The sequence below is a fragment of the Chitinophaga sp. 180180018-3 genome (assembly GCF_037893185.1).
Lineage (GTDB): Bacteria > Bacteroidota > Bacteroidia > Chitinophagales > Chitinophagaceae > Chitinophaga.
On record NZ_CP140772.1, the window covers coordinates 2,149,646 to 2,166,647 of the forward strand.

15 protein-coding genes are annotated in these 17,002 nt (G+C 44.8%); 14 read left to right on the plus strand and 1 reads right to left on the minus strand.

The window, feature by feature from the left end:
• Positions 1 to 8 precede the first annotated feature (8 nt).
• A complete protein-coding gene (locus UNH61_RS08750) occupies positions 9 to 1,052 on the minus strand; it encodes an agmatinase family protein (RefSeq protein WP_326991704.1) in 1,044 nt (347 codons plus the stop codon).
• Positions 1,053 to 1,289: 237 nt separating this feature from the next.
• On the opposite strand from UNH61_RS08750, the gene UNH61_RS08755 reads away from it, so the two are divergent.
• From UNH61_RS08755 to ftsY, 14 genes are all read left to right on the plus strand, one after another.
• Positions 1,290 to 1,688 (plus strand): cytochrome c maturation protein CcmE, encoded by a 399-nt coding sequence (locus UNH61_RS08755; protein ID WP_326991705.1) that lies wholly within the window; start codon positions 1,290 to 1,292, stop codon positions 1,686 to 1,688.
• A gap of 67 nt (positions 1,689 to 1,755) precedes the next feature.
• Positions 1,756 to 4,236 (plus strand): cytochrome c biogenesis protein CcsA, encoded by a 2,481-nt coding sequence (gene ccsA / locus UNH61_RS08760; RefSeq protein ID WP_326991706.1) that lies wholly within the window; start codon positions 1,756 to 1,758, stop codon positions 4,234 to 4,236.
• A gap of 95 nt (positions 4,237 to 4,331) precedes the next feature.
• Positions 4,332 to 5,333 (plus strand): alpha/beta fold hydrolase, encoded by a 1,002-nt coding sequence (locus UNH61_RS08765; protein WP_326991707.1) that lies wholly within the window; start codon positions 4,332 to 4,334, stop codon positions 5,331 to 5,333.
• 154 nt (positions 5,334 to 5,487) lie between these two features.
• Positions 5,488 to 6,039: a DUF4294 domain-containing protein gene (locus UNH61_RS08770; RefSeq protein ID WP_326991708.1), complete on the plus strand. Its 552-nt coding sequence runs from the start codon at positions 5,488 to 5,490 to the stop codon at positions 6,037 to 6,039.
• Positions 6,040 to 6,131: 92 nt separating this feature from the next.
• A complete protein-coding gene (locus UNH61_RS08775) occupies positions 6,132 to 6,581 on the plus strand; it encodes a hypothetical protein (RefSeq protein ID WP_326991709.1) in 450 nt (149 codons plus the stop codon).
• A 38-nt stretch (positions 6,582 to 6,619) separates the two neighbouring features.
• Positions 6,620 to 7,348, plus strand: coding sequence for a bacillithiol biosynthesis deacetylase BshB1 (bshB1, locus tag UNH61_RS08780; protein WP_326991710.1), 729 nt, complete (start codon positions 6,620 to 6,622; stop codon positions 7,346 to 7,348).
• 1,175 nt (positions 7,349 to 8,523) lie between these two features.
• The gene (locus UNH61_RS08785; protein ID WP_326991711.1) at positions 8,524 to 11,841 is read left to right on the plus strand and encodes a SusC/RagA family TonB-linked outer membrane protein; all 3,318 of its coding nucleotides are present in this window, start codon (positions 8,524 to 8,526) and stop codon (positions 11,839 to 11,841) included.
• Positions 11,842 to 11,884: 43 nt separating this feature from the next.
• Positions 11,885 to 13,354, plus strand: coding sequence for a SusD/RagB family nutrient-binding outer membrane lipoprotein (locus UNH61_RS08790; RefSeq protein WP_326991712.1), 1,470 nt, complete (start codon positions 11,885 to 11,887; stop codon positions 13,352 to 13,354).
• A 201-nt stretch (positions 13,355 to 13,555) separates the two neighbouring features.
• Positions 13,556 to 14,110, plus strand: coding sequence for a peroxiredoxin (locus tag UNH61_RS08795; protein ID WP_326991713.1), 555 nt, complete (start codon positions 13,556 to 13,558; stop codon positions 14,108 to 14,110).
• A gap of 109 nt (positions 14,111 to 14,219) precedes the next feature.
• On the plus strand, positions 14,220 to 14,807 hold the full coding sequence (locus UNH61_RS08800) for a carboxymuconolactone decarboxylase family protein (RefSeq protein ID WP_326991714.1): 588 nt from the start codon (positions 14,220 to 14,222) through the stop codon (positions 14,805 to 14,807).
• A gap of 194 nt (positions 14,808 to 15,001) precedes the next feature.
• Positions 15,002 to 15,238, plus strand: a complete 237-nt coding sequence (gene rpmB / locus UNH61_RS08805) for a 50S ribosomal protein L28 (protein ID WP_326991715.1) — start codon at positions 15,002 to 15,004, stop codon at positions 15,236 to 15,238.
• 30 nt (positions 15,239 to 15,268) lie between these two features.
• Positions 15,269 to 15,451 (plus strand): 50S ribosomal protein L33, encoded by a 183-nt coding sequence (gene rpmG, locus UNH61_RS08810; protein ID WP_012790733.1) that lies wholly within the window; start codon positions 15,269 to 15,271, stop codon positions 15,449 to 15,451.
• Between the two features lie 73 nt (positions 15,452 to 15,524).
• Entirely contained in the window at positions 15,525 to 15,698 is a 174-nt protein-coding gene (locus tag UNH61_RS08815) for a DUF4295 family protein (protein ID WP_326991716.1), read from the plus strand.
• Positions 15,699 to 15,877: 179 nt separating this feature from the next.
• On the plus strand, positions 15,878 to 16,840 hold the full coding sequence (gene ftsY / locus UNH61_RS08820) for a signal recognition particle-docking protein FtsY (protein WP_326991717.1): 963 nt from the start codon (positions 15,878 to 15,880) through the stop codon (positions 16,838 to 16,840).
• The last annotated feature ends 162 nt before the right edge of the window (positions 16,841 to 17,002 follow it).

The following is a 17,002-nucleotide window of genomic DNA, read 5'->3' on the forward strand; positions in this document are numbered from 1 at the left end:
ATCTAAGATTAAGAATTAGCGCTCACCAGCAGGTTACAAAGCTTGAACAACACGCGGGCACCCACATTGGCATCCCATTCATCGTGCGATGTACTTACTTCGTTCAGGTCAAATCCAATCAGCTTACGGCCGCTTTCCAGCACGCGTTTGAAAAGATAATATACCTGTTCGGTTTCGAAACCTCCCGCTACAGGCGTGCCTGTATGCGGGCATAATTTAGGATCCAGTCCGTCGATATCAAAGCTGATATACACCTGCTGCGGCAATGCTGCTACGATGCTGTCGCAGATCGATTTCCAGGTTTCGCCCTCATACTGCCGTTCCTTAATCTGCTTGTCGAAGAAGGTTACTACCCGTCCTTCGCTGTTCCTGATATAATCTGCTTCTTCCTCGCAATAATCACGTATACCTACCTGCACCAGCTTGCTCAGCTGTGGTACCTCTGCCAATGCGTTGAACATGATGGAGGCATGGGAATACTGAAACCCTTCATAGGCATCGCGCAGATCGCAGTGTGCATCGATCTGCAGAATACCAAATTCTCCCTTATGCTCGCCTATGGCCTTGAAATAACCCAGCGGCGTGCTGTGGTCGCCTCCTACAAGGCCTACCAGCTTACCTTTCTCCAGCAGTGCTTTCGTTTGGTTATATACCCACTCGTTCATCGCCCTGGTGCCATTGCTGACATCTACCAGCGTTTTCTTCAAAAATTCATTCTCAGTAATATCTCCCCCTTCGGTCAGGAACTTCAGATAAAGCTCCGCTTCCTTACGCAGGTAATCGCTGCGCAACAACAGGTGCTTGTCTGGCTCACGCATGTAGAAACCCTGTTTCCAGCCGTCTTTTACATCTGCATCGTAAAGATCTACCTGGAACGATGCCCTGAAAATATGCTCCGGGCCGCGGGCAGTACCGTTATTATATGACACGGTTACTTCCCAGGGAACAGGTAACAATACCAGTTTCGCCTCATCTTCGGAAAATGGTAAACCAAAAACGTTGTTCGACAACAAGCCCACCGAGTTAGGGTCAAATTGAGATAAATCTGCCATGATAAAGTCGTACTTTTCTAAATTCGGCGCAAAGATAGGATTCTGTTTACTTACAGCCCTCCTTCCTGTAAAAAGAATTGCCTTTTATATAAAAAATGTCGGAAGAAGGTCATTTTTGACGTAATTTTGCCGATCAATCGGAAACTAATAACTAAGGGCAAAAAGAGGATCAGACAAATTGCGTGTGGATAAGGGTTTTGCAGCTTATGTCAATTCAATAGGGAAGATAATTTTCATATGAAAAAAACAAATATTATTCTGCTGGTGGTGATTGCGGTAGCAATCGGAGTGATAGTCACAATGGTAGGAGATTTCAGTACCTATGAAACTTTCGCGACAGCTCGTGAGAAAGAAGGAAAAGAGTTCCATGTAATCGGGAAGCTCGATACCCTGAAAGCAATGAATTACGATCCTGCTAAGGATGCCAACCTGTTCAGCTTCTACGTGCACGATAAAACCGGAGAATCGCATAAAGTGATCTTCTACGGTGCTAAACCTACCGACTTTGAAAAGGCCGAATCCATTGTACTGACCGGCAAGATGGAAGGAGATGAGTTTCACTGCAGTAAAATACTGATGAAATGTCCTTCCAAATATAAAGACGACCAGGTAGCAATGGGCAGCAAGCAGATGTAAGCTCTTTTGCCGATCACCGGACCGCCGGGATCCCGATGCCGGAATTTTAACATCTTAGAGGAATTTTATGAAGTTTGTAGGGGAACATTTATTACCGGGCCAACTGGGCCACTTTTTCGCCATACTGGCATTTGTAGCATCTATCGTAGCCACTGTGGCTTATTATAACGTCGTTAAATTAAAGGAACCCGCTTTACAGGAATCCTGGAAACGGATCGCCCGCTGGTCGTTTATCATTCAGTCCGCTGCTGTGATCGCTGTCTTCAGCTGCCTGTACTATATCTTATATAATCACTATTTTGAATATAAATACGCCTGGCGTAACACTTCCCGTGACCTGCCGGCGCAATACATTCTATCGAGCCTCTGGTCAGACCAGGAAGGAAGCTTCCTGCTCTGGAGCATCTGGAACAGTATCCTGGGAATTGTGCTGATCCGTACTTCCAAAAACTGGGAAGCGCCGGTGATGACGGTTTTCTCCCTCGCCCAGGTGATCATGGCCAGCATGCTGCTGGGCATCTTCATCCTCGGTTATAAAGTGGGCAGCAATCCGTTCATGCTGCTTCGCCAGGCTGCTGAAAACCAGCAGGCGCCTATATTCCAGCAGGCTAATTATATGGAACACATCCATGATGGTAACGGGCTGAACGTCACTTTACAGAATTACTGGATGGTGATTCATCCGCCGATATTATTCCTGGGCTTTGCTTCCATGATTATCCCGTTTGCGTTTGCTTTCGCGGGCCTGTGGGTAAGGGATTACACCGGCTGGGTGAAACCCGTACAGCCCTGGGGGCTTTTTGCTATCATGTTGCTGGGTACCGGTATCATGATGGGCGCCGCATGGGCTTATGAATCGCTGAATTTCGGCGGATACTGGGCATGGGATCCCGTTGAAAACGCCTCACTTGTACCCTGGCTCACCATGGTAGCCGGTGTGCATACGTTGCTGGCGTATAAGTCGACCGGACATTCACTGAAATCCACCTTCTTCTTCTTCTTTATATCTTATGTACTCATCCTGTATTCTTCTTTCCTCACAAAAAGCGGCATTTTGGGAGATACCTCCGTACACTCCTTCACCGACATGGGAATGACGGCACAGCTGTTGTTCAGCATGCTTGTGTTCACGATCCCGTCGATTGCGCTGCTGATTATACGCAGGAAGGAAATCCCCACTGTAAAGAAAGAAGAAAGCAGCTATTCCCGTGAGTTCTGGCTGTTTGTAGGATCGCTGATACTTCTCATAGCAGGTATACAGATCACCTTCACTACCTCAATTCCGGTATGGAATAAATTGCTGAGTGTAACAGGGCTCAAGGCGCTGTTTACAATGAATGATATTGCTCCGCCTTCGGATGCCATCTTCCATTTCAATAAAATCCAGATCTGGATCGCGATTGTTATTGGTGTGCTGACCGGTATTGTGCAGTATATGAAGTATAAAGACACCCCCCGCCGGGAGGTTACACGTAAACTGGCGCTGCCAACTGTGCTTTCGTTACTGTTTACCGTGCTGGTGATATGGAAGGGTGCCATTAACTACGATACCTATGGCGCAGGGTTCCTGACTGCCATTTACTTCATGCTGTTTGCCAGCATCTATGCTATCGTCGGCAATGTGGTTTACATCTTCACTGGTCTGAAAGGGAAGATGAAAGCCGCGGGCGCTTCTGTAGCGCATATCGGGTTTGGTATGGTGCTGCTGGGCGTACTGATCTCCTCATCCAAAAAAGAAGTGATTTCATTGGATCGCATGAAGATGTTGAACGATGGCTTCTTCCGGAAAGAAAGTAAACAGAACCCGCGCGAGAATATTATGTTACCGAAAGATGTACCGGTACAGATGGGCGAATACCACGTAACCTATACCGGTGACTCTATTGCGCAGGGAGATCCTAAAACCTATTATGTTGTCAACTACGAGAAGAAAGATAAACAAACCGGTAATGTGCTCGAGAAATTTACACTTTACCCGGATGCCTTCGTGAACAGGAAAGAAAATGCTATTTCTTCTAATCCTGCGTCCAGGCATTACCTGACGAGAGATATCTTTACGTATGTTTCTGCAGCACCGAATAAGGAGGAGGAAGCTAAGGCAGATACCAGCGCCTATGAAACACATGAGATTAAGCAGGGCGACTCGGTATTTTTCTCCAAAGGTTTCATGGTACTGAAAGGGCTGAATACGCAACCCAAGAGCCGTAACTATGCGCCCCAGAGTGGCGACCTGGCAGTGGGAGCGGAACTGGAGGTATATACACAAACAGACGACCATTTCAAACTGCAGCCAATCTACTTTATCCGCGACAGCAGCTATCAGTATAGCGTAGAAGATACATTGGCACCATTGAATCTGAGCGTACGTTTCTCCAGGATCCTGCCTGCAGAAAATAAAATTGAACTGAAGGTAAAGGAAGCCAATGGCTTCCACGATTATATTGTGATGAAGGCGATGATATTCCCTTACATTAACGTGTTATGGCTGGGTGTGATCGTGATGATTATAGGTACAGCCATGAGTATCTGGCAGAAAATAAGAAGATAAGTCTCCGGATGCTGTTAGCTTTTAGTTAATGCAAGGATATTAATTATATGTTTATATTCGTATATCCTTGCATTTGCTAAAAGCTGACAGCTAACATGCGAAAGTTTCTCCGTATATCCCTGATCGTTATTGCCACCCTGGTAGTGGTATATTTCTTAGGCCCTCACCCCGCAGAGCCGGTTTTCAATCATACGCTTCCTCCAGTTCCTGCTGCCGGTCCGGCGTTGGACGGATACATCGAAAATAAAGAAGTGAAGCACCATCTCAAGCCCAATAACGAAGCACGTATTGTCTGGTACGATTCTGCCCACAGAAAAACGCCTTATGCAGTGGTATACCTGCATGGATTTTCTGCCAGCCAGGAAGAAGGCAACCCCGTGCACCGCGAGTTTGCAAAACGTTTTGGCTGCAATCTTTATTTGTCGCGGCTCGATGGACATGGTATTGATACCAGTGATCCACTGCTGAATATGACGGCAGCCGGATTATGGGAAGATGCAGAAGAAGCGCTGAGTATTGGTAAAGCGCTGGGCGATAAGGTAATCCTGGTGAGCACATCTACCGGCGGTACCCTGGCATTGCAGCTGGCAGCCAAATACCCGGATGATGTGTATGCATTGATCAATATGTCGCCCAATATTGCGATCAACGATGACCTGGCATTCCTGGCTAATAATCCCTGGGGCCTGCAATTAGCCCGGTTGGTAAACAAAGGGAATTTCCGGCGTGGCACAGATACTGACCCTGAACGGGCAAAGTACTGGTATAACAGCTATCGGCTGGAAGCCGTGGTGCAGCTCGAAAACCTGGTGGAAGCCAGCATGACAGATGCCACCTTCCGGAATGTTCATCAGCCTGCCCTTAATTTGTACTACTATAAAGATGAAACCCATCAGGATCCTACCGTGAGAGTATCTGCGATTCTCCATATGCAGCAGGAGCTGGGTACCCCCGAATCTATGAAGGCGGCAGTTCCTATCCCGGGAGCGGGTGTGCATGTGATAGGTTGTTCACTGACCTCCCACGATGTTCCGGCAGTGCAAAAAGCCGTCAATGATTTCGCCCTCAAGGTATTGCATATGCAGCCGGTAATCTAGGGGGATTTAGTCGGCCCGAAGTGTAAAATCTTTTTTAACTTGTGGTAACATAACATATACCAGCTACGTTCAATCATCTATGCGCGCCGGGCTACAACAGTTACTCATTTTTATATTCCTGTTAACAGGTATATCACTGTGTCATCACCGAGCGATGGCGCAGGAGGCGCATGGTGCAGACAGTATTCCGCTGCATGCCATGGTAGTGGGAAAAGACACAATTCCGGTGATCACCCTGGCCATATTTGATGTGGTAGATAAATTACCCAAAGCCCTGCGCAAGGAAAGGGAGCGCTGGAGCCGGCTCCGCAACGCCGTATATGTGACTTATCCTTTTGCCCGGTCAGCTGCCAGAGTGCTGAAAGATGTCAACGCCCACCTGGCCACACTCGATAATAAAAGAGAGCGCAAAGCTTACCTTGCTTCAAAAGAAAAAGAGCTGAAAGCCCAGTTTGGAGACAAACTACAGAACCTGTCCGTATACCAGGGAAAGGTGTTGATGAAACTGATTGACCGTGAAACGGGGCAAAACTGCTATGACATCATCAAGGAACTGAAAGGCGGATTCAATGCCCGTGTATGGCAAACTGTGGCCTTCTTCTTTGGTGGTAACCTCAAAAGCGATTATGATAAACAGGAAGACAGGGACATCGAGGTGATTGTCCAGGAACTCGAAATGTATCAGCACTACCGCGCCTATAATTAATTCCGCTATCTTCGTAGCAGTCTAGTTCATCAAAAGGATTTATCATGAAAGCAGGGCTGTTATTCATCAGTTTATTTTTTATCTCAGTGGGTATGAAGGCCCAATCAGTTCCGGATGACGAACCTGTGTACGTACTGGACAGCGTAGTGGTGCCCCAGTCGGCCATGGAAAAGCTGACACCCGATATGATCGGGTTGATCACGGTAGCGAAAGGGTCCAAAGCAGTAGAGAAGTACGGCAAACAGGCCGAAAATGGCGTTATGTATATCGAAACCAAGCCGTTTGCGCACAAGCGGGTAAATGAATTCCTGAAGCAGGCTTCTCCGGCATATGATAGCCTGTATCGTAAATATGGCAGCGACAGCAGCTTTTACATTGTAATCAATGGAAAACCCGTTACTCCAACAAATGAGGCACTCTTCGTTACCCTGGGGCCCAGGAGCTTCCGCAGCCTGGAGGTGATCTCCGGCAAAGAGGCGCAGAAAAAGTACGAAGTAAAAGACCGGGTAGCAGGCGTGATCATTATCAGTTCAGAAGAGTAAATATTTTCCCATCTTTGCACCTCAATAATTAACAGCATATGAAACTGGATATACTGGCTATAGCCGTGCATCCCGACGATGTGGAACTGAATTGTGCCGGCACGTTGATGATACATGGCCTCAAGGGTAAAAAAGTGGGCGTAGTGGATCTGACAAGAGGTGAATTGGGAACCCGGGGTACCCCGGAAACAAGGGCAAATGAAGCCACCGCCGCAGCAAAAATCATGGGACTGGAAGTCAGGGAGAATCTCGGACTGGCCGATGGTTTTTTCCGCAACGATACAAAGGAGCAGCTGGCCATCATCACCGCCATCCGGAAGTACCGTCCTGAAATTGTGCTGGCTAACGCAATAGACGACCGGCATCCCGATCATGGCCGTGCTGCCAAATTGATCGCCGACAGCTGTTTCCTTTCCGGTTTGAGAAAAATCGAAACTGCAATAGATGAGCAGGCGCAGGAAGCCTGGCGCCCAAAGCAGGTGTTTCATTTCATTCAGGACCGGTATCATGAGCCCGATTTTGTGATCGATATTACCGCAGTGATGGAACGCAAGCTGGAAGCCATCAGGGCATTCAGCTCACAGTTTTTGGCGCCGAAAGACAACGAGCCGCAAACCTATATCTCCGGAGACGGCTTTTTCGACAGTATTATCTACCGCGCCAAAATGTTGGGTAAGATGGTGGGAGTGGAGTATGCAGAAGGGTTTACATCTGCCAAAATGATCGGTATCCGTGATCTCGGAGATCTGATCAACGAAAATACCTGATAAGAATCCCTGGGAAGGCTGATTTTGACGATAGTAGTAATACAGTTTTCCCAAGGCAATGCCTCGGGAGCTCATCGGATACAATGCATCAAAATCAGCCTGATCCTGGGTTGAAAGAAAATCTGCGGGAGGATACAAGATACCGGCAGCATCAATTTTTACCGGCACAAAAAATTCCTGGCCCCGCATGGGGTAGCTCTCAATACGGTCAATGGGACCCGCTAAACACTAAATGAACAGATCTCGGGTAGCGTCAAATTCATCGTGTTTAATGATGCTGTTTTTAATAAACGGAATCAAAGCAAGTCCAATCGTAATGATCACTAAAAAAACGTATTTTTTCTTCATCTCCATGCTATAGTTATTTAAAAAGTCCACCTATATAACTAAATAACGTGCCAATTTGTTGCAGAAATAACATTTTAATGTTAAGAGGTGAATAATTTTTTCGCCGTAAATTGGGCCGTTTAACTGAAAAAACAGCTATATTTACGACAGCTATATGTCGGTATAGCATTACCTGTTGAATTGATAAGAGGGAAATAGCAGACAGATCCGCTGACAGGGGCGTACCGGTTGAGGATACGGAAATCGTGGGAAGTTTTTATAGTTGTGAGGAAATAGAACCAAAATCTGAATTCAGACTTCTACCAGCTTCTGAAAAAGTTTAACGTTTGATTATTGCCCGTTGATAAAATAACCTGGAGTATAAAGTTTATGAGAATAAAACAACAATATTATGTCTTGAACCAGTAACTCGCTTGTGATTAAATGTAATTGAGGTGTGGACTACACCATTAACAGATGTTGCAATTTCTTTTCAACCAAACATATTCAACCAAAATTATGGACCATCAGACTAACGCTGAATCGTTTATTTCATTTGAAACATTTTTGGGGACAGCCGCGCATTATTTCAAAAGAAATAAGGATTCATAGTATTCAACCAGACTGAACCGTACAAAAGGACACGGAATTCCTATTCAACCAAATCGAACCAATGTTAACACTGATGTGCATGTCAGGTTATGCGTTATAGCTATAATGCAGCACATCGGGTATTCAACCAGAATCGAACCGCAGTTAACACTGGCCGACTTGCCAGGAAATATCCGCTTCCGCACAGGTCCATTCCGGACAACCTAAAACTAAACTTAAAACAAAACAACCCGTTTATGAGAAAACCGTTCTTATTAACAATGATGTTGCTCCTATGTATAGCAACCGTCATCGGACAAGCAAAGCTTATCACAGGGAAGATCACCGATACCAACGGAGATCCTGTGATAGGTGCTACCATTCAATTTAAAGGACAGGCGAAAGGTACTATCACTGATCCGGCTGGTGCTTTCAAACTGGAAGCAGCAAATGGCCAGGTACTGGTGGTTTCCGGTATTGGCTATGAAACAAAAGAGGTGACAGTGACAGGTAGCACACTGAATCTCACACTCGCGAAATCAGATAAAACCATCAGCGAGGTAGTAGTAACTGCGTTAGGTATTAAGAGAGAGAAAAAAGCGCTCGGATACGCAGTGCAGGAAGTAAAAGGGTCAGAGCTGACTCAAACAACCGAAAACAACATTTTAAATTCACTGTCAGGTAAAGCTGCCGGTGTTCAGATCAACAACACGGGAGGTGCCGTCGGATCCAGTACCAGCGTTGTGTTGCGTGGTTATAACTCATTTGGTAATAACCAGCCGCTGATTGTGGTGGATGGTATTCCAATCAACAATCCACAAACGACCGTTGTACCGGGTGCCATCAGAAATACTTCCCAGGATCAGCCTACCGCGGTTGATTATGGGAATGGCCTCTCAGATATTGATCCCGAAAACGTAGCATCAATTTCCATCCTGAAAGGTGCGAATGCCGCCGCTTTATATGGTTACAGGGCAGGAAATGGTGTGATCCTGATCACTACAAAATCCGGAAAATCCGCATTTAAAGGTATCGGGGTAACTTACAACGGAGGTGTTTCATTTGAAAAACAATATATCCTTCCCCGTTACCAGAATAAATACGGCCAGGGATCTTCCAGCAGTGAATATTGGTATAACCAGTATAAGAGTGAAACGCCTACCAACCCACTGTCTTACCAGGACTGGGCATTGCAGAACGGATTTGCCTATGTAGATGGATTTGGCGAAGGGGTAAATGATGGCGTGGATGAAAGCTGGGGCCCAAGGCTCGACATTGGTCTGAAATTGCCTCAGTACAACAGCCCGCTGGATGCTAATGGAAATAGAACGCCTACTCCGTGGATTTCTCATCCGAACAATGTGAAGGATTTCTTCAAGACAGGGTTCACGCTCAATAACAGCGTGGCGATGACGGCCAACTCCAGCAAGGGTAGCACCAGGCTGGCACTGGGCCATCAACGCCAGATGGGTACTATACCCAATACAGACCAGACCAGGTATGTTGCCATGTTGAGCACGTCACAGAACCTGACCGATAAATTGAAGGTGGAAGCAATGGCCAACTACATTCAAACACTCAATGATAATGTCGTAGGACAAGGGTATAATGAATTTAACCCTTTACAGTCATTGGGTAGCTGGTTCGGACGCCAGGTAGATATTATGGATCTGAAGAATAACTGGCAGAAGTTTATGCCTAACCCATACTTCCCTGCAACAGGTTCTCCCTACAACTGGAATACCAACTACCATGATAACCCTTATCTGAGTATGTATCTGAATCAGAATAGTCGTACCAAAAACCGTGTGATTGGCTACGCCAGCGTTTCATACGACTTCCATAAATGGTTTAACCTGATGGGTCGTATTGGTACCGACTGGTATTCTGAGAGCAGAAAGCAAACTACAAGCTCTCTCACCACCGCTAATTTTGTGACCGGGTTAGGAGGCCAGTTTACTGACTGGAGCATTTATCAAAATGAGGTTAACGCGGATCTGATTGCCACTGGTGGAGGTAAGCTGGGTAATGATTTCTCGCTGTCTTACACTGCAGGTGGAAACTACCGGGATGCCAGATATAAAAACACTTCTGTTACAGCAAACGATCTGACAGTTCCTGACTTTTTCACCATTGGTAACGTAAAGGGATCTCCTATCAATACCATGCGTGAAACGCACCTTCGTTCTAATAGCGTATTTGCACAGGCTTCACTTGGCTTCCGCAACTGGTTATACCTGGACGTAACAGGAAGAAACGACTGGAACTCTTCACTGCCTTCCAACAACCGTTCTTATTTTTATCCCTCAGCCAGTTTGAGCTGGATTTTCAGTGACGCTTTAAAAATCAATAATTCATCTGCCTTTACTTACGGCAAATTGCGCGTAAGCTATGCAGAGGTAGGTAATGGAACAGATCCTTACCAGCTTATCAGAAGCTTTGTTCCCCAACCAGGTACATTCCGTGGTGTAAGCCTGTATCATGAAGCATATACACTGGCTCCGGAAAACCTGAAACCGGAAAGAGCAAAAAGTACAGAGGTAGGTGCTGAATTACATTTCCTGGAAAACAGACTGAATCTGGATGCGACTTATTATAACAAAACTACAAGAGACCAGATTATGCCGGTTGGTATTTCCGGTGCATCCGGAGCAGATTTTAAACTGATCAACGCCGGTGAGATCCAGAACAAAGGAGTAGAACTGCAGTTGAACTTAGGAATCCTGCGTAAAGAAAATGGATTGAACTGGGATATGACCATTAACTGGGCCAAGAACGCCAGCAAAGTAAACAAGCTGTATACTGATCCTAATACTGGTCAGACATTGAATTGGTTCCAGCTGGCAAGTGCATGGGCGGTGACTATCGGTGCCGTTCCTGGTCAGGCTTATGGTGTGATCAGAGGTGCTGACTATGTAACAGATCCAAAATCAGGTGCCATTGTTGTGGGCGCAAACGGATTGCCAAAGTTCGCCAAAGACCAGGTTATCGGTAACATAACTCCTGATTGGTTTGGTGGTATCAATAACGCATTTACTTACCGGAATTTCAATCTTAGCTTCCTGATCGATATGAGAAAGGGCGGAGATATTTTCAGTGTAACTCAGATGTTTGGTGCCAATACCGGTGTGATGGATTTTACTGCCGACGGTAAAATTCGTGAAACAGGAGTGGTGATCGGTAAAGATATATTGGGTGACAGAAAGGTTGTAGATGCAAGTGGTAACCCCAATACCAAAGTGATTGCTGCCGATAAGGCCTTTAAATATCTTTCTTACGATGGAGCGTCCTCCGGAACCAAGTTCGATATCATCGACGGTACTTTTATAAAACTTCGTACTATACAATTTGGCTATACACTTCCTGCCAATGTGATAAACAGATGGGGATGGCTGAAGGGCGCCGGAGTATCTGTGTTTGCACAGAATGTAGCGCTCCTGCATGTTGATAAAAGCAACAAGTCACATATTGATCCCGAAACCGGATTTGGAACAGATGTTACATCACTTGGTGTAGAAGAATACCAGATTCCTTCAAACAGAAGCATCGGTTTGAAATTAAATCTGAGTTTCTAACATTGCTGCGAAGTGGATTTATGATTTAACTAAAATTATTATTATGAAACTGTATAATAGAAGATTTTCAAAATGTATCATGGTGGGAGCGTTGGTGATGATAACCGGCGGAAGTTGCACCAAGAGCTTTGACAAAATAAACGAAAATCCTAATTCTCCGGCGAAAGTACCTGGGAACAATACATTGGCTTACGCGATCGCTTATTACGGAAACTCCGTTTGGGATTCATGGGGTGATATGAATGAGCCTGAATGTTTTGGAGGGCATTTGGGTAAGATCCAGTATATCGATGAAGCTCGCAATGTATTCAGAGGAGTGACCATGGAGAATATGTGGACTTATCATTACAGGGTTTTGAATAACCTTCAGGTGACGATTAAGGACGCCATCGCTACCGGTAAAATCAATCAGCAGGCGGTAGCGCTTACTTATAAATGCTTTGTGACTCAGATAGCCACTGACACCTGGGGCAACATTCCTTACTCTGATGCTCTGAAAGGCGCTTCCGGAGTAATTACGCCAAAATATGATGATCAGAAAGCTATTTACGCGGCTTTACTGGCAGATCTGAAAACTGCTAATGATCTGTTTGCGAAAAATAGTCCTGATGTGTTGGGCGATGGGGACTTCCTGTTTAGTGGCGATTTAGGTAAATGGCGTAAATTCTGCAATTCTCTTAGATTAAGGGTCGCTATTCGTATCAGCAAGGTAGATCCGGCCACTGCCAAAACAAATATTGAAGAGATTGCAGGTAATGCAGAAAAGTACCCGGTTATGCAGGACAATAGCGATAATGCCTTCCTAAACTGGCCTGGCGGTAAACCTTATACTGAACCCTGGGCTGCCGACAGGTTTGAAAGCGGTCGTGATGACCACGCTGTAAGTGATGTACTGATAAATACACTCACTCAGCTGAATGACCCTCGTATGCCGGTTTATGCTAAACCAGCCAGTGATAGTAAGTTCCGTGGCGTAGGAATTGGTATTCCTGATAATGAAAAGTTGCCTAACCTTTCACTATATTCCAGAATTGGCGCCCGTTTCAGGGACAACAAGCAGGGATTTACACCGTATATGCGTGTAGCGGAAGTGAAATTCATCCTCGCTGAAGCGGCAGCTAACGGCTGGAATGTAGGGGTTAGCGCCCAGCAGGCCTATGGCGATGGTATCGATGCTTCCCTGGCGGAAAACGGGGTTAGCGCCGAAGGATATAAGAATAGCGCCGGTGTTAAATGGGATGGCGACATCACGAAAATATACCTGCAGAAATGGATTGCGCTGTTTAAAGATGGTCACGAAGCATGGGCTGAAGCCAGAAGAACAGACGTTCCTTTGCTGCCTGCTGCTAAGGGATCTCCTTATACCGGCCATACCCGTGTAGCTTTCCACCTGCCTTATCCTAATAGCGAAACTACGCTCAATGGTACAAACAGTGGACCTACCATTAGCCAGGTAAAAGATAACTTCTGGGGCAAACAAATGTATTGGGATACCAGAACTGGTGTACAATAACCTGTTATTTAATATTTAATGCAACCCCGGTACTCCCTGCAGGAGCGCCGGGGTTGCTTCTTTTAAGGGTTTACATCTTCATATAGACAACATCAATGTCACATTTCTAAAATCTATTTGAATAATAATGAATGTAATGTGATCTTTGCCGCGTCAAAAAGTGAAAATCATTAGTCTGTAAATCAAAAAGAGAATAGAATTATGAAAAATGTTATCTTATCCGTAGGGTCAGAGTTTCCCGAATTCAAAAAAACGGCTGTAGTATCTATTGAAAAAGGTAAAGAGTTCTATGAACTGTCTTCTGAAGAACTGAAAAACTCCGGCAAATGGATGGTAATGTTCTGGTGGCCTAAGGACTTTACTTTTGTTTGTCCTACTGAAATCGCCGAATTTAACAAACACGCTCAGGACTTTGCAGACCGCGACGCGGTATTGATTGGTGCTTCTACCGATAGCGAATTCGTTCATGCTGCCTGGAGAAGAGATCACGAAGATCTGCGTGGCCTGCAGTTCCCAATGCTGGCTGATACTTCCAAATCCCTCGCTACTGAGCTGGGTATCCTGGAAGCTAACGAAAAAGTAGCTTATCGTGCAACTTACATCGTTGACCCTCAGGGTATTGTTCGTTGGGTTTCCCTGTACGACCTGTCTGTAGGCCGTAACGTGAAAGAAGTACTGCGTGTACTGGATGCTCTTCAGACAGATGAGCTGTGCCCTTGCAACTGGAATAAAGGTGAAGCTACCCTGGCAGTTTAATCAAATCGACTTTTAACTGTTTTATTATCATGAAATGGTCCCGGTAGGGGAAACCTACCGGGATTTTATTTTCTGAAAATAACCCGATAAATAAAAGAAATTAGATATTATGTTTGCAACTACAAATCAGGATACGGCGGTACAACTCCTGGAAACAGTGGGTTTAACGGCAGCAGAGGTATCTGGTAAGCTCCAGGCGCTGGTAAACACAGATGCCCGTTACCTGAAAGATCTGAAAATCAATGTGTCCAATGCAATAGCAGCAGCTACACTTACCCGTAAAGAAGCGTATCTGATCGGGCTGGCGGTTGCAGTAAATGAAAAGCATGTGGCGCTGCAGACAGCCCTCGAAAAGCTGGCTGTACAGGAAGGAGCAACAGACAAAGAAGTGGCAGAGGTGATTAGCTGTACCTCGCTGATGAATGCCAACAACGTATTTTATCGTTTCAGGCATTTTGTAAATAAAGAATTCTATACCGTTACGCCGGCAGGGATCCGTATGAGCATTATGGCTAATCCGGTATTAGGTAAAGAATTTTTCGAGCTGCTGAGCCTGGTGGTATCAGCATTGAACGGATGTGAAATGTGCGTTACCTCTCATGAGGAAGCAGTTATAAAGCATGGAACAGCCCCGCAAAGGGTGCTGGACGCAGTAAGGTTAGGAGCTGTACTGCGGAGCCTGGTAGTATTATTGTAAAAAATAATTACAGCAAGAAGACAGATGTAAATTTGTCTGATAATCTGATGATTATCAATATTTTGCATTGTGTTTGCGCTTTGGGCAATAACCCTTTGTCGGAGATTTTTTATGCTTTTGTGAATAAATTCATTTAATAATATTTGCAAAATCCATAAAAAAATTGGACTTTTGCATTCCAAAATTTTTAGATCATGGCAAGAGTATGTCAGGTGACAGGAAAGAAGCCAATTACAGGTCACCATGTTTCCTTCTCCAACATTAAGACAAATAGAAGGTTTCTTCCTAACCTGCAAAAGAAACGTTTTTTTCTGGCAGAAGAGGATAGATGGATTTCTTTGAAAGTATCTGCTGATGGTTTAAGAACCATCAATAAAAAAGGTTTGTATGCGGTTGTAAAAGAACTGCGTGCTGCTGGTCAGGAAATTTAATTCTAAGGCTTACTTAATTTGTAATACACAATGGCAAAAAAAGGTAATAGAGTTCAGGTGATTCTGGAATGTACAGAGCATAAAACTTCTGGCCAACCCGGAACATCCCGCTATATCTCTACAAAAAATAAGAAAAACACTCCTGAGCGTCTGGAGTTGAAAAAGTACAATCCTATTCTCAGGAAAGTGACTGTACACAAAGAAATTAAATAAATAATTGTTGGATGGTAAATGGCTGGTATGCAAAACAGCCATATAGCCATTAAACCAAAAGCAATATAATACCATGGCAAAAGCAGCTTCAAAGAACTCGAAAGTAAAAGATGCTAAAGCAGCAGCTGAATCTAAAGTATGGACTAAGGTAATCCGGGCAGTTCGCTCTCCTAAAACTGGTGCTTATACTTTTAAAGAAGCTATCGTGCACAAGGACAAAGTTCTTGATCACATTAACCAAAAGTAATTCGGCTTTACTAATAATACTGAAAAGCTGTCCCTTAAAAGGACAGCTTTTTGCGTTACCCGTCAATAATAGCCGGTTCTTATCTATATTTGCATATTCGAAGAACATATAAGATATTGATCTTCGCTGCATTTACTAATAGCTAATAGCCCAAAGCTAATAGCTGCATAAAACTAACTATGAGCTTTTTTAATAAACTATTTTCCAGGGAAAAGAAGGAAAATCTGGATCAGGGGTTGCAGAAAACCAAGGAGAGCTTCCTGAGCAAAATAGGACGCGCTATCGCCGGAAAGTCGACAGTAGATACGGAAGTGCTGGATAATCTCGAAGATGCCCTTGTTTCAGCGGATGTGGGAGTAGATACTACTGTGAAGATCATCGACAGGATAGAAAAAAGAGTGGCTAAAGATAAATACCTGGGAACCAGTGAATTAAACAGGATGTTGCAAGAAGAAATTGCAGCAATCCTGGTAGATGCGCCAGATAGTGGTTTTCGTGACTTCGATGTACCGGAAGGAAAGAAGCCTTATGTAATCATGGTAGTAGGAGTGAATGGTGTAGGAAAAACCACGACAATAGGTAAATTAGCTTATAACTTCAAGAAAGCCGGTAAGTCGGTATTGCTGGGTGCTGCCGATACGTTCCGTGCGGCAGCAGTGGATCAGTTAACGATCTGGAGTGAAAGGGTAGGAGTACCCATAGTGAAACAGCAAATGGGGTCCGACCCCGGCGCTGTAGCATTTGATACAGTGCAGAGTGGTACGGCGCGGAATGCAGATGTTATTATAATAGATACTGCCGGCCGTTTGCATAACAAAGCCCATCTGATGGATGAGTTGGGTAAGATAAAAAGGGTTATGAAGAAAGTAATCCCGGATGCTCCCCATGAGGTGCTATTGGTGCTGGATGGATCAACGGGTCAGAATGCACTTGAACAGGCCAGGCAGTTTACGGCAACAACGGAAGTGACGGCACTGGCTATCACCAAACTCGACGGAACAGCTAAAGGCGGGGTTGTACTGGCCATCGCCAACCAATTCAAAATACCAGTGAAATACATTGGTATAGGAGAAAAAATGGAAGACCTGCAGGTGTTTAACAAAGAAGCTTTTGTGGAAACACTGTTTAGTGTAAATGATTGATTGTTATTATATTCTGAATGTTCTTTGATTATTAACCAGAAGCTTACCGATATTTTGCTTTAGGTATAGTTATTGCTCGGGCTCTATAAATGGAGCCCGGTGTTTTATCAACTTAAAACCGCTTCGTTTGTTTTCGTAAAAAAGACCGCATTTACTACATTT